General features: G+C 72.3%; 16 protein-coding genes. 2 read left to right on the plus strand and 14 right to left on the minus strand.

What is annotated here, in order from left to right; genetic code table 11:
• Positions 1-14 precede the first annotated feature (14 nt).
• Both ACFYXV_RS32585 and ACFYXV_RS32590 read right to left on the minus strand, forming a co-directional pair.
• Complete coding sequence (locus tag ACFYXV_RS32585) at positions 15-170, minus strand: Rmf/CrpP family protein (RefSeq protein ID WP_328969242.1); 156 nt, start codon at positions 168-170, stop codon at positions 15-17.
• 12 nt (positions 171-182) lie between these two features.
• Entirely contained in the window at positions 183-2,435 is a 2,253-nt protein-coding gene (locus ACFYXV_RS32590; RefSeq protein WP_389384880.1) for a phage minor capsid protein, read from the minus strand.
• A 223-nt stretch (positions 2,436-2,658) separates the two neighbouring features.
• Between ACFYXV_RS32590 and ACFYXV_RS32595 the strand changes: the two genes are divergently transcribed.
• Positions 2,659-2,805, plus strand: a complete 147-nt coding sequence (locus ACFYXV_RS32595; RefSeq protein ID WP_385370796.1) for a hypothetical protein — start codon at positions 2,659-2,661, stop codon at positions 2,803-2,805.
• Here ACFYXV_RS32595 and ACFYXV_RS32600 read toward each other — a convergent pair whose 3' ends face one another.
• The 4 genes from ACFYXV_RS32600 to ACFYXV_RS32615 all read right to left on the minus strand — a co-directional run bounded on the left by ACFYXV_RS32600 (position 2,806) and on the right by ACFYXV_RS32615 (position 6,439).
• Entirely contained in the window at positions 2,806-4,284 is a 1,479-nt protein-coding gene (locus tag ACFYXV_RS32600) for a phage capsid protein (protein ID WP_389384881.1), read from the minus strand.
• Positions 4,271-4,702: an HNH endonuclease signature motif containing protein gene (locus ACFYXV_RS32605; RefSeq protein WP_389384882.1), complete on the minus strand. Its 432-nt coding sequence runs from the start codon at positions 4,700-4,702 to the stop codon at positions 4,271-4,273. The genes ACFYXV_RS32600 and ACFYXV_RS32605 overlap by 14 nt, the downstream gene beginning before the upstream one ends.
• Positions 4,703-4,766: 64 nt before the next feature.
• Positions 4,767-5,999, minus strand: a complete 1,233-nt coding sequence (locus ACFYXV_RS32610) for a PBSX family phage terminase large subunit (RefSeq protein WP_389384883.1) — start codon at positions 5,997-5,999, stop codon at positions 4,767-4,769.
• Positions 5,996-6,439: a helix-turn-helix domain-containing protein gene (locus ACFYXV_RS32615; protein ID WP_389384884.1), complete on the minus strand. Its 444-nt coding sequence runs from the start codon at positions 6,437-6,439 to the stop codon at positions 5,996-5,998. Before ACFYXV_RS32615 ends, ACFYXV_RS32610 begins: the two co-directional genes overlap by 4 nt.
• A gap of 215 nt (positions 6,440-6,654) precedes the next feature.
• On the opposite strand from ACFYXV_RS32615, the gene ACFYXV_RS32620 reads away from it, so the two are divergent.
• On the plus strand, positions 6,655-7,572 hold the full coding sequence (locus tag ACFYXV_RS32620) for a hypothetical protein (RefSeq protein WP_389384885.1): 918 nt from the start codon (positions 6,655-6,657) through the stop codon (positions 7,570-7,572).
• Between the two features lie 64 nt (positions 7,573-7,636).
• On the opposite strand, the gene ACFYXV_RS32625 is transcribed toward ACFYXV_RS32620, so the two are convergent.
• The 8 genes from ACFYXV_RS32625 to ACFYXV_RS32660 form a co-directional block, all read right to left on the minus strand.
• Positions 7,637-8,413, minus strand: a complete 777-nt coding sequence (locus tag ACFYXV_RS32625) for a hypothetical protein (RefSeq protein ID WP_389384886.1) — start codon at positions 8,411-8,413, stop codon at positions 7,637-7,639.
• Entirely contained in the window at positions 8,410-8,745 is a 336-nt protein-coding gene (locus ACFYXV_RS32630; RefSeq protein ID WP_389384887.1) for a hypothetical protein, read from the minus strand. Before ACFYXV_RS32630 ends, ACFYXV_RS32625 begins: the two co-directional genes overlap by 4 nt.
• Positions 8,742-8,927, minus strand: coding sequence for a hypothetical protein (locus ACFYXV_RS32635; protein WP_389384888.1), 186 nt, complete (start codon positions 8,925-8,927; stop codon positions 8,742-8,744). The genes ACFYXV_RS32630 and ACFYXV_RS32635 overlap by 4 nt, the downstream gene beginning before the upstream one ends.
• Positions 8,924-9,217: a hypothetical protein gene (locus tag ACFYXV_RS32640; protein WP_389384889.1), complete on the minus strand. Its 294-nt coding sequence runs from the start codon at positions 9,215-9,217 to the stop codon at positions 8,924-8,926. Before ACFYXV_RS32640 ends, ACFYXV_RS32635 begins: the two co-directional genes overlap by 4 nt.
• Positions 9,214-10,032: a hypothetical protein gene (locus tag ACFYXV_RS32645; protein WP_389384890.1), complete on the minus strand. Its 819-nt coding sequence runs from the start codon at positions 10,030-10,032 to the stop codon at positions 9,214-9,216. The genes ACFYXV_RS32640 and ACFYXV_RS32645 overlap by 4 nt, the downstream gene beginning before the upstream one ends.
• The gene (locus ACFYXV_RS32650) at positions 10,029-10,844 is read right to left on the minus strand and encodes a hypothetical protein (protein WP_389384891.1); all 816 of its coding nucleotides are present in this window, start codon (positions 10,842-10,844) and stop codon (positions 10,029-10,031) included. The genes ACFYXV_RS32645 and ACFYXV_RS32650 overlap by 4 nt, the downstream gene beginning before the upstream one ends.
• A 156-nt stretch (positions 10,845-11,000) precedes the next feature.
• Positions 11,001-12,020, minus strand: a complete 1,020-nt coding sequence (locus tag ACFYXV_RS32655; protein WP_389384892.1) for a DNA cytosine methyltransferase — start codon at positions 12,018-12,020, stop codon at positions 11,001-11,003.
• A gap of 53 nt (positions 12,021-12,073) precedes the next feature.
• Positions 12,074-12,430 carry a hypothetical protein gene (locus ACFYXV_RS32660; protein ID WP_389384893.1) on the minus strand — a complete coding sequence of 119 codons (357 nt, stop codon included), beginning with the start codon at positions 12,428-12,430 and terminating at the stop codon, positions 12,074-12,076.
• Between the last annotated feature and the right edge of the window lie 25 nt (positions 12,431-12,455).

Consider the following 12,455-nt stretch of genomic DNA (forward strand, 5'->3'; position numbering starts at 1 on the left):
GGAGAGGGGAGGGGCTACGGCGCGGGCCGGACGGCGGCGGCGTAGCCACGGACCCAAGCGGCAGTGAGCCGGGGGTCGGTGAAGCGGGGGCAGCGGGTCACCGGGTGTCCGGCGCGCGCGGCGGCGAGCCCGTCCGCGCGGGCGCGCACGGCGTCCTCGCGGAACGCCAAGCGATCACCCCCTCATTGCTTGTTGCGCTGGTTGTCGCGGGCGCTGCGGGCGGTGGCGCCGGCACCGTTGCGGACGCCGGTCACCTGCTCGGTGAACTCGCCGAGCGTCACCCTGGGGACGTCCTCCCAAAACCTGATGAGGTCCTCGGACGCTCGGGCGTAGGCCACGTGGGCGGGCCCGGTGAACAGCGTTCGCGGGTCGACGCCGGCGGCCTCGGCGCGGCGGTTGAGCATGTGGCCCCGGGTGGCATCCTCGGCTGCGAGCCACTGCACGTAGATGTGCTCGTCGTACATGGCCCGGATCTCGTCGCGGCTGTACGCCTCGCGGGACGCGCGGGCTTCGAGCTCGCGCTCGTAGACCCATCGCTCGGCGGCGGACATGGCCGAGGTGCCGTCGGGGCCGCGCTCGATGTCGGCCCCGTACGGGCCCCATTCGTCGGGGTCGGCCGGGGGCGGGTCGTCGAGGCGCATCGGGTGCATGGCGGCGTCGAGGGCATCGTGCGCCGTGATCGTCGCGGTGGCGCTCGCCCCCACCGGGGGCGGCGGTGGGACGGGCGGGTACCGGCGGTCGATCTCGGCAGCGATCCGTATCGAGTCCTCGGGGCTCGCGTAGCGGGTGCCCCACACGAGCAGGTCATCGCCGAGGGCGGAGAGATCAGCGGAGAGGCGCCCACCGGGGAACAGGGCGTCGAGCATCCGGCGGCGGTGGACCTCGGCGCCGATCGCCGGCCGGTCCTCGGGGACGTGGCGGGCGCGGGTGGCGAGGTCCCGCTCGGACATGCCGAGCAGGTCGGTCCGTATGGAGGGCATCGCGGCGTCAAGGTCGCGCCGGTCGGCCTCGGCCATGATCCGCAGCATCCCCTCGTCGTCGAGGTGCAGCGCCATGCGGGCGAGCTCGTCGTCAGAGAACTCGGCGAGGCTGTCGACCATCCGGCCGCCGGGGCGGACCTGGTCGAGCAGGGCCTGCTCGTCGCGGCGGTCCGCCTCGGCGGCGATCCGGTCACGGTCGCGTTCGTCCAGCACACCCGGGCGCAGCGCGGCGCCGAGCTGCTCGTCGCGCATCTCGGGCAGCGTGCGGTCGTCGCCCGCTCGCACGCGCGCGGCCTGCACCGCGTCGTGCGGCGGGGTCGGCGCGGCGGTCGGGAGGTTGCCGGCGCCCGGGGCTTCCCGTTCGCGGCGGCGGATGAGCTCGGGGTGCGCGGCCAGGTGCTCGCGCATCCGGCCTTGGTACTGCCGCACCCGGGCGTCGGCCGCGCGCTTGGCCTCGGGGGTGACGGCGGCGGCGCTGCGGTTCTTCCACTTCCTGATGGCCCGCTCGATCGCCCGCTGCCTCTGTGAGGCGGCGTATCCCGCCGGGTCCTCGGAGTGCTCGACCGGCGCTCGGGTCACCCCGGGCAGGAATGCCGAGGTGGAGTGCCGACAGTTGGGGTGCTGGAGTCCCGCGCGACGGGCGTCGTCGAGTGATCCGGTGACGTCCACCCGCACGGTGCGGCCGTCCTCGGTGGCGTGCTCCATCTCGATCGTTCGGGCGCCGCTCGGGCCGTCGAGCGCGAGCACCCGACCCTCGAAAGGGTCGCAAAGCTCGCAGTTGTGGGGCGCGTTGGAGACGATCACCAGCCGGATACCGGCGGCCCGCAGGCGGTCGCCGTGCGCCTCGACGGCGGCGCGCCCGACCGCCGTTCGGGTGGCCATCTCCGCATAGCTCGTCATCTGCCACGACCGGCCGCGGCGGTCGACGAACGTCCTCAGGCCGACGTCGCTGAAACGCTCCATCGCGCGTTGCGTGGCTTGCCTGCGGGAGTCGATCCCGAGCAGCGGCGTCGCCGACACCTCGCTGATGATCTGCCGGTATCCGTCCTCGACGCCTCGCAGGATGCCGCGATGTGTCTGCGTCACGAGCTCGACGGTCTCGGCGGCGAGCCGGTCCACTGCCCGGGTGCCCGGGGTGCGCTCGGAGATCCGCCGGGCGTCGGCATCGGACAGCGCGCCGAGCTCGGCGAGCCCGGCCTGCGCCCCGATGTCGTACGCCTCGGTGACGGCCGAGAACACCTCAAGTTCTGTGGCGCTCGCGAGGGCATCGACCACGCCCTGAGCCGCGCGCCGCAGGGGCTGCACGTCGGCGAGCTTCGCGACCGCCCAACCGGGCGCCTCGAAACCGTCGGCGAGCTGCCTCGCGACGAGCGAGAGCAGGCGCGTCTCGGCGTCCGCGTAGAGGTCGCGGACGGCGGCCGAGAGATCCTCGGCCATCGCGGGATGGATGGGCACAGCACCTCCCCCGGAATGTCGCCATTGGTGGAGGTACGCACCGCTCCGAATGTGCGGATGCCGTGAACGGTTGCGGGTGCTCGAAAACGGGAGGGGGTGCGGGCGGCGCCTCGTTCAACTGCCCCTGATCAGGGGTTCTTTCGAGCGTGACTCTATTAAGTTAACCAAACGAGCGCATATGGGTAAATTAGTGTCTAAACGCCGCGCTTGTAGGGTCGCGGCCATGGGAATCGAATCGCAGATCGCCTTGGTGTCCTCCCCCTTCTTCGCCGTCGTCACGGTGTTGATCGCTGTCGCCATGACGCACCCCGAGCCGCAGGTACGGGCCCGAGCGGAAAGGCTCTTGGGTGTGATCTTCCGGACCGGCTAGCTAGTCGAGTAGACCGGCCTGCATGGGGTCCGGGACAGCGGCCCCGGTCTCGGCGAGGATGCGGTCGGTCTCTTCTTGAACCGCCGTCGAATCCCAATCCGGGTGCAGCATCTGCACCTTGGTCAGCGTGGATACGGCCTGCGCCTGCTGGAGCAGCGAAAGGGTTTGAGCGAGCGAGGCCGAGTCCTCACTGACCACCGGGCCGAACACGACGGTCGGCCGCTCCGGCACGATGCGCGGCGTGAACCATGCCCGGTCGAGCATGAGCATCGCGTACAGGATGTCGCCGAGCTCGGGCGACCAGTACCTCGCCTTCTTCTTCCGGGTGGTCATGGACCGCCGGTCTCGTGCCCGGATCTCGGTCGCGGTCACGGCGGCCTGATCGTCTAGGCCGAACGTGCCGAGGCTGTAGCCGGCGGACTGCACAGCCTGCCGGGTGGTCGCCGCCGAGGTCCGCTCGTGCTCGTCAACCCGGATGGCGAACTGCGACAGGGTGATGCCCGTGCCGCTCTGCTCGGTCGGGGGGATGTTGAGCAGGGTCCAGATTTCCCGGTCGGAATCGAAACTGGCGCCGCGGCCGGGGCCGTGGTCGCGCAGGTAGCCGTCGGGGACGAGCAGCCGTGCGCGGGCGAGCCTGATGTCGCGCACCCATGATGTCCATGTGGTGTCGAGGGCGTCGAACAGGTCGTACAGCGGAGCGCCGTAGTCGCTCCTGCCGAAGACGCTTCCCCTGTTGGCCCGGTCGGGGCGGATGTTGGGGACGTAGGCGGCGGTGAGCCGGTCGATCCCGGTCGCCAGGGCGTCGCCCTCGGGGCCGAGGGAGTCGGCCAGGTCGGCGACCTCGGGGTGCTCGGTGAGCGGGACCCGGGTACCGAGGCTGTCGGACGAACCCTCGTAGAGGGCGTGCTCGATCCACCCGGGAGAGTGCCGTTCGAGGTGGCGCCACACGGTCGCCGAGGTCGAGGTGAGCTCGTGCCAGAAGGTGACGGCGGTGAGGCGCCCCCACCGCACTTCGGGAACCGCGCTGTCCGGGTGCACGCTGGTGAGCAGCGGGCGGTCGGCAAGCGAGCGATCCCACGTGATCCGGAGATAGACGCCGCCGAGCGCCGCGCACACCTCGGCGGCCTCTAGCAGCGCGTTCGCGATGCCGTCGGACTCGGCGAGCTCGTCGAGGCGGTCCTGCGTGACCGAGTCGGACACGGTGAGCACGGGCGGCTCGGCGAACAATAGGTCGGCCGAGCTGCCCGCGATGTCACCGGGCAGGGGAATGTGCAGGCGCTGATCGGGCACCGCCTGCTGCTGATCGCGGTCACGCCCCCACAGCCGGCGGCGCCCGTCCCCCCGGACCGCACTGGTCCGGTAGACAGCGGCGAGCCGCTCGTGCTGCCCGCTGTACCAAGCGTCGTCGATCCGGATCTGCCGGTACTGGCGAGCGAGGGCGGGCGGCGGCCAGGGGGCGCCGTTCTCAGGCAGGGGCACGGCTCACCCCCCGACGTCGTCGTGTGCGAGCGCGCGCCGCCGAGCAACGGCGGCAGTGCCGCGTGCCGTTGGGGGCGGTGTACGTGTTCGCTTCGTCGAAGACGTGCCCACGGCAGCAGTGCGTCTGATGAGCGCGCCGCGCGGCGGGGGACACCCCGCGCAGGATGTTGGTCCGGGTGGTGACCACGTCGAGGTGGTCGGGGTTCACGCAATGCCGACGCCGGCAAAGGTGGTCGATCACGAGCCCGTCGGGGATCGGCCCCCGGGTCAGCTCGTAGGCGACGCGGTGGGCGTACGCGGGGCGGCCGTCCACCTTCACTTGGCCATAGCCGTTGGGCTTGACGTGCGCGGTCCAGTCCCAGCAACCGAGAGGGCCCGGGGCGACCTTGGCGAGAAACCGATCGGTCAGCGAACGCACGCGACCACCCCCTCGACACGTCAAGCCCGAGGCGCGGCGAGGCGCCTCGGAGCGGGGGAGGGGATCAAGCGGGGGCGAGCAGCCCGCGCCATTCGTGAACAGTGCTGTGTACGGCGTACCGCAGCGCGTCGAGGCTGTGGTCGGACGCCTTCACCGGGCGGTCCTCGCCACGCGCCGCCGCGGCGTCGTCCCATACGTACGAGGGGAACTCGCCGAGGAGCCCCGCGCACGAGCGATGGATGAGCAGGCGGCCGGAGTCGAGCAGGTTCGCCACGCTGCGGATGCCGTCGCCGACGGCGTTGTTCGCGCGGGCTACCCCGGCGTATCCGTCGGCCCAAAGCTGAGTGGAGAAGCTCGCCGCGCTCGGGTCGATGAACGTCCACTCGGGGTGCACGCCCATCTCGCCGAGCCAGTCACGGACGGCGCGGCTGTAAGCGGCGTCGGTCATCTGCCGGCGCTCGGCGCGCGAGTCGTGGCGCCACTCGCCCACCGCGTACAGGCGCCCGTCCTCGCCGAGCCCGAGCAGGACCATCGAGAAAGGGTTGCTCGTCCCGTAGTCCACGCCCGACCAGTACCGGCGCATCGCGGGCAGGGTGTCGACGACGTGCCGCTGCTCGTCGTAAGCGTCGTAGACGGCGCCCTCGGCGACGCACCACTCGCCGAGGATCATCCGGCGCCGCCATAGCCCGGTGTACTCGGCGGCCAGGGCGGCGACGTACTCGGGGGACAGGGCCGGATTGTCGGCGAGTTGGAAGTGCCAGGAGCGAAGATCGAGTTCGTGCTGCCGGTCGAGGTACTGCGCCTTGAGCCAGTGCCTCGGCCCGTCCGGGTTCGTCGTCCCGAGCAGGATCGCCCCGGGTACGGACAGGCGCGCGAGGAGCTGCACGAAAAAGGCTTCGGGGAGCAGCGTGATCTCGTCGGCGTAGGCGACGGACGCGGTCAGACCGCGCAGCCGGCCCTCGGACCGGGCGTCGCTCGCGCCGATCAGGTGCACCACCCTGCCGAGGACCACGGCCGTGGTCGCGCCCCGGGTGTGGTGGACCTCGGCGGCGGTGTCGGTGAACAAGGCCGGGTCCTGCAAGGGCTCGATCACGTTCCGCTCGATGGTGGCGAGCGACCGGCCCACGATCAGGATCAGGCCCGAGGCCGGAGCGCGCCGCACCGCGAACAGGAAGCGGAGCAGGCTCGCGATCGTCTTCCCGCTTCGAACGCTGCCGTGCCACACGTTGATGCGGGCGACCGAGTCGCGGAGCGAGGCGAGTTGCTTGTCGGAGAGGTGGCCGGTCGAGGGGATCACCCCCCGTCGGTGTCACCGCCCGGCGGGCCGAGCAGGGCGTCGGCGAGGCGGTCGAGCATCCCGCCGGCGCTTCCGCCGCTGGTGTGGCGGGCGAGCTCGGCGACCTTGGCGTGTACCTCGGTGAGCGCCCGCGCGGCTGTGGCGTAGTCGCGTGCGTCCCGGGCGGACTCGGCCTCGACGACCCGCTCGACCTGAGCGAGAGCGCCGTCGAGGGCGTCGTCGGCGAGGCGCTCGCGCCGGGCGGTGGCGTCGGCCGTACGGGCCTGCGTGGCGGCGGCCACCCGCGCCCCGCCGCTGAACGCGAGGCCCTGCTCGGCGGCGATCTTCGAGACAGTGGCGGCGCTGCGCCCGGTCTCTCGGGCGATGGCGTTGCGGGACTTGCCCTCGGAGTGCAGGCGGCGCACCGCCTCGCGGTCGGCGTCCGTGATGGGGTCGGCCACGGGATCACCTCCCGATGGCGGGCACGCGAACGCCCCGCCACCGGAAGGGGGGTGGTAGCGGGGCGTAAGAAGGGGGTTGTTTCCGGGCACGCCGGAGGCACCACCGACTATAGGTCACAGATTGATAACGGTGCAACCCTTGTTCGGGATGGCCCAAGATCCGGCCGCAGGTAAACCGGCGGCGCTGTGCGGGGCCACGGCCCTACCGTTCTCGCATGACGTTCCCCCCTGAGCCACCCCCGCGGCGAGTCGCGAACATACAGGTCACTCCCGAGCTGATGGCGAAGTCGTCCAGCGCGCTCCGCCTCGCCCTCGGTCACGCCGAGAGCATGCTCGGGCAAGGGCTCGACGGAACCGGTAGGGCGCAGGACGTGGCCGCAATCAAGGCCGGCGCTCATGGGGAGCGGCGCGCTATGCGCCTATGGCTCTACGACATGGCGTGCGATACCGCGCGGCTCGCGCAGAACAGCGCACTCGATCATCTGCGCGCGCTGCCTGCTGACTTGACGCGCGAGCCCGGTCCGGTCCTGTCGCACCTCACGCTCGTGCGGGTCGCTCTGGAAGCAGGCGGCATGTTCGGGTACGTCACCGAGCGGGGTGTCGATGTCCGCCTGCTCCTCGCCCGCATCGCCGGCGTCAAGATCGCCGACAACATCAACGCCCGCAACCTCGCCGCGACACACGAGGACCGCGACCCCAACATCTTGGCGGGTCAGGAACGGGCGATCCTGTCGTTCGAATCGACCCTCGCGAAGGCGGGCGTTACCCACAAGCTCAGCCAGCAAGGGTGGAAGGTGACCGAGACCGAGCTCGAAGGTCACAAGACAAGAGGGGACATCGTCATCAGCAAGGCCGCGATGGCGTTCCTTGGGGAAGGCCACCCCGGCGCGTACAACCTGCTGTCTGGTGGTGCGCACAGCCGCCCTTGGCTGCTCGGCACCAACGAGACCACTACGCCCGACGCGGGCTCGGTGATCTACGCCCTGTCGATCACGGTCGGGCTGCTGACGGCATGGCTTGAGCGGTGGGGGGCGTACACCGGCAACGACGTTGGGCCGACGGTCAAGAAGGTCCGGCAACCCCTAGAGATCGTTCTCCAGCGGGCGGCGGCTGGCGATTTCAACAGAGCCTGACCACAGCCGTACAGCCCCCAGGGTGGGGGCCCCGGTCCACCTCGGAGCCCCCACCCGCGATCCGCTACGCCGCGGCGGCGATGTCCACCCCGAGCGCGGCGATCAGCTCGGGGAGGTCGTCCCACTCCCACACCCGCGCCCGCTCGGCGCCGTCGAGGGGGACGGGCGCCGAGCAGTCCCGCGCGCCCGAGCAGGTGACGCTCGGCGGGCCATCGGGGGCGCTGTGCAGGATGAGCTCGCCCGCGCACCACGGGCACGGCTCGGGCAGCGGGGTCTCGCGCAGGTCGAGGCCGAGGGCGCGCAGCACCCGGGCCTCGGCGATCCGCGCGGTACGCCGCGCTTCGTGTAGCAGGTACAGCGGCAGCACCTCGTACGGCGGGGCGCTGATCGCTCCGTCGAGCTCGACCTCGGGGGCGGTGTCCTCGTCGAGCACGCGCCCCTCGATCCACACGCACGTGAAGTGCAGCCCGTGCCGCCTGCTGCCCGCCGCCCGGTGGCTGTCGGGTGCGCCCGGGTCCGGGGACAGCCACGCACGTGGGTCGCCCTGCTCGGTGCGCTGGACGGCGGCGGCGAGCGTGTCCGCGAGATCGAAGATCAGGCGCTCGACCGCCTGTCCCGCGTCGAGCGCGCCGAGGTTGAGCGGGGCGGGGTGCTCGCGCAGTACGAGGGGCGCCCGGTCCTCGACGAGCAGCTCGTCGTCGTCGCGCATGGTGTGCGCGAGCTGCCTCGGCGGCCAGTGATCCGCCGGCGGGGTCTCGATCGCGAGCAGCAGGTCGGCCCACCGGCCCCGGATCACCCGCAGGGCGCGCACGGTCTCGCCCACAGCCTGTGCGTAACTCATCGGTTCCCCTCCCCGCCGCGCAGCGCCTCGACCTCGGCGGCGTATGTGTCGCGCTCGGTCTCGATCTCCTGCATGGCCTGCTCGGCGGCGTCGATGCGGTGGCGCAGCTTGAGCGCGGCGGTCTGCTGCCCGCCGGCGGACTGGCGGAACCGGTCGCAGTCGGCGATCTCGGCCTCGGCCAGGGCGCGGAGTTGGGTCGCGTCCCCCGGGGTGAGGGCGCCTCGGTCGGCTCGGGCGAGCAGCAGGCGCAGCGCCGCGCGCCGCTGCTCGCGCACGCCCTCGCGGGTGGCGGTCCGGCCTCGGCGTGACCGGGTGCGGGTGGTGTGGTTCATCGGGTCTCTCCGTTCTCGGCTCGGCGGGTCGTCGAGCAGGCGGTGCAGGTGGTCGAGCAGGGGCGGCGGCCGAGGCTGCGTGCCTCGCGGTCAAGGCGGCCGTCGAGCCGAGCTGTGTGGGCCAGGGACGCGCCGAGCGCGAGGGCGAGCACGACGGCGAGGGCGAGCAGGGCCGAGCTCATGGGGTGTTCCGTTCAGTGGTTCGGGCACGGCCGAGCAGCCGGGCGAGGGAGCGCCGAGCGCGCGGGATCTCCCGCGCGCGAGGCGCGACCGGTCGCGCGCCTTCGTCTGCGGTACGTCGGTGAACACCGGCACCATGAACACCAGCCGGGTAGCTGTCGGTCATGTGCCATCCCTCGACGGCGAGGCGGTCGGCGAGGGCGGCGACGACGGTGGTCGCGAGGTGCGGCTGCACGTCGAGCTCGTCGGTCAGGTGCGCGGCGATCACGGCGCGCGCGGCGTGCGGGATCATCGGGCCTCGCCGCCGCTCGTGTGCCGGGCGCGGCCGTCTCGTCGAGGCGCGGGCGGTTGGCACATGATGCGGGCGAGCTTGATCTGCTCGGCCTCGGCCTGCTCGTCGACTCCGAGCTGCGCGACCAACGCATCGACGCGCGAGGGGTGGACGCCGGTCAGCGGACGCCGCCCCTTGCCCCGGTTGCGGAAGCTGCTCCGGCACTGCTCGTCGATGCCGGCGAGGCAGTGAGGGCACTTCACCCCGAACGGGTCGGGGACGCCCTCGGCGACGAGCTGCTCGCGGTGGGCCCGAGCCTTCCGGAAGGGGCGCAGCTCGGCGGCGACATGCGCGGGCATGTAGCGGCGCGGGCCCGTGCCCACCCCGGACATGAGCGCGGCGAGACGTTTCTGCCCTGCGGGGTCGATCGCGGGACGGTGGTGCGAGGGCGCGGCGTGTCCGGTCGCGACCGCCGCCCGGGTGCCGAGCAGCTCGGCCCGCCATGCCTTCGGATTGTCGGGGTCGGCCGCGGGCACCGGGTCGGTGTGGCGGTTCATGAGCTCGGTCCGGTGCGGCCCCCACGCGGCGAGCAGGTCGTGCGGCTCGATCGGCCGGTACTGGGCCGACTTGTCGCCGCCGCGCTGCTCGTAGTAGCGGCGGGTCGCGCGGGCGGCGTCCCATGAGACGTCCGGCATGGTGGCCGGGACGTCGGCGACGGCGGCGGTCCACTCGGCGATGGTGCGGGCGGACTGCTGCGGGTCGGCGAGGGCGCGGCGCACGCGGCTGTCGAGCGTTCCGGCGAACGCCAACAGGGCGGCGATCTGCTGCTCGTTCATGGGGTGCGCTCCTTCTGTGCGTTGAGCAAGGCGAGGCCGGCGGCGAGGTTGTCGGCGTAGGCGGCGGTCGAGGCCGTCGCCCTCGACGGGGTGCTCGACGGGCGGTCGAGGTCGGACCAGACCTTGAGCCAGTAGCGGGCCGCTTTTGGGGCCTCGCCCGGGACGGTGCGGCGGGCGGCGAGGTCGACCAGGGCCTCGACGCCGTGCTGCTGCGTCAGCCGGTAGACGTCGCGCTGCTCCCCGAGGCCGAGCGACCACCGGACGGTGACCGAGGCCGCGGCGAGGGCGTCGTCGAGCGGGCGCAGTTCGGGAATGAGAGCGGCCGAGGTCGTGCGCGGCTGCTGCTCTTGTGGTGAGTAAGTAGGTAGTACGTTCTGGGGGCCGATTTCCGGCCCCCCGGGGGCCGATCTGCGGCCCTCCCCCGGGCCGGTGACCGGTCCCCCCGGGGCCGATGTTCGGCCCTCCCCGGGGCCGATTTCCGGCCCCCCGGGGGCCGATTCCCGGCCCGGGTCGAAATCCGGTCCGGGCCGGTCCTCGGCCCCCCTCTCGTTGAGGAGCGGCAGGCGGTAGACCGTTTCCCCGCCGGGCCCGATGCGGCCCTCGACGACGGCGAGCTCACCCGAGGCGAGCAGGGCGTCGACCGCGTGGCGGACGGTGGAGCGGGCGGCGCGGGTCCGCTGCATGAGCGCGGCCGTACCGGCGTAGGCGACGCCGTCGGCGCCGGCGCGGTCAGCTACGGCGAGCAGGACCAGACGGGCGGCGCCTCGGGCGCGGGACCGGGTCCAAACCCAATCCGTCGCGGCGAGGCTCAAGGGGGTTGCTCCTTAAAGGGTTTGGGCTGCCGGGCGGTTCGGGGCGCCCGGCAAGGGCGGCAGGTGTGTGAAGCGGGCAGCGGTCGCCGACGACGTAGCGGCGGGTGCCTGCCGCGCGGCAGTAGGAACGGGCGGCGCCGTTCCAGAAACCGCAGATCATGCGGCGGGTGCCAGACCGGCGCGGTCGAGGAGCAGGCGCAGCGCTGCCTCGGCCTGCCGGACGACGACGCCGTTTCCGAGGGCGCGCAACTGTGCGTTGCGGCCGAGGCCCGGCACGCCGGTCACGTGTCCGTCGTCGAGTCCGTGCATCCACTCGACGAACGGCGGGTCGAGGCGACGGCGATCGTCAACTGCCCGGGGAGCGGGACGGGTGAGGTGCTCCCACCGCTCGACGGCGCCGCGGTAGATCCCCCAGTCGAGGGGAGCATCGTCACCAGCAGCGGCAGGGGCGGAGCGCCGATGCCGTTCCTGTGCTTCGCCCGCATCCGTTCCCGCCGCGCCCGCCAGACTTCCGGGGCCTTCCCGTCGTCGTGGCCCGACGCCGAGGGCGTCGGCAGCAGGTGCTCGACCTCGTCGGCGAGCGTCGGTCCATGACCACCCGATCGCCGCTTGTCCGGATGCTGCGAGCCTCCGTTCGAGGCGAGGTTCGAGGTCGGGGTCTTCAGCAGCGGGCCACGCGACGACGAACACGCGCTCTCGGCGGTGGGGAGCGCCGATCTCCGATGCGCGTACGCACGCCCACTCCGCATCGAACCCGAGGCGGGCCAGGTCTGCGAGTACAGCGCCGAGTGCGCGCACAGCAGGCTTACCGCTTCCGTCTCCCACGCACCACGCGCAGCGTTCCATGTCGCTATGGGCCGGCGCGGAGAGGAGTCCGCGGACATTCTCGATCACCACCAGGGAAGGGCGTAGGGACTGGATAGCTCGGGCGACGTGCAGCCACAGGCCGGACCGAGTACCGGCAGCGATGCCGGCGCCGAGGCCGGCCTCGCTCACGTCCTGGCACGGAAACCCGGCGGTGAGGATGTCGACGGGCTCGACCAGGGCGAAGTCTGCGGCGGTCAGATCGCCGAGGTTCGGCACCTCGGGCCAGTGGTGCGCGAGTATCGCCGCGGCGTTGGCGTCGTTCTCGACGTGCCAGGCCACCGATCCGCCGAGCACCTGCTGCACGGCCATGTCGAGACCGCCGTACCCCGAGCAGAGACTGCCGATCCGGGGACCGGCGGCGCTCACTGCTCGGCGCCGACGAATCGGGCGTAGACCCGGTGCTCGACGCGCCCCTGCTCGACGACAGACCGGGCGACCGCCTCGAACGCGCCATCGGGGTAAGCGGCCAGTCGGCCGCTGCGGATCGCCTGCGCGGCCGATGACGCCCGAGTGATCGACGCGAGCCGCTGCACGATCGCCCACTCGCCCGGACGGTCGGCGAGCTCCATCGCGATCAGAGCGTGCTTGGTGTTCCGGCTGCGCGGCGGCGGCCCGGTAAAGGTGACAGACACAAGATCCCCCATGTGTTCTCGGACAGGAACAGCAGCGGGCACAAGCTGCCCGGTACAGACTGTTTGTCTGTTGCTGTTCTCGAACAAGAACAAACCTAGTCATGGCTGAATC

The organism is Streptomyces sp. NPDC002181, from assembly GCF_042890485.1.
Classification (GTDB): Bacteria; Actinomycetota; Actinomycetes; order Streptomycetales; family Streptomycetaceae; genus Streptomyces.

Bases quoted from the DNA above. Each gene is read 5' to 3' on its own strand.
- ACFYXV_RS32595 (WP_385370796.1), top strand. From the start codon at position 2,659: ATGGGAATCGAATCGCAGATCGCCTTGGTGTCCTCCCCCTTCTTCGCC.
- ACFYXV_RS32620 (WP_389384885.1), top strand. From the start codon at position 6,655: ATGACGTTCCCCCCTGAGCCACCCCCGCGGCGAGTCGCGAACATACAG.
- ACFYXV_RS32625 (WP_389384886.1), bottom strand. From the start codon at position 8,413: ATGAGTTACGCACAGGCTGTGGGCGAGACCGTGCGCGCCCTGCGGGTG.
- ACFYXV_RS32630 (WP_389384887.1), bottom strand. From the start codon at position 8,745: ATGAACCACACCACCCGCACCCGGTCACGCCGAGGCCGGACCGCCACC.
- ACFYXV_RS32635 (WP_389384888.1), bottom strand. From the start codon at position 8,927: ATGAGCTCGGCCCTGCTCGCCCTCGCCGTCGTGCTCGCCCTCGCGCTC.
- ACFYXV_RS32640 (WP_389384889.1), bottom strand. From the start codon at position 9,217: ATGATCCCGCACGCCGCGCGCGCCGTGATCGCCGCGCACCTGACCGAC.
- ACFYXV_RS32645 (WP_389384890.1), bottom strand. From the start codon at position 10,032: ATGAACGAGCAGCAGATCGCCGCCCTGTTGGCGTTCGCCGGAACGCTC.
- ACFYXV_RS32655 (WP_389384892.1), bottom strand. From the start codon at position 12,020: ATGGCCGTGCAGCAGGTGCTCGGCGGATCGGTGGCCTGGCACGTCGAG.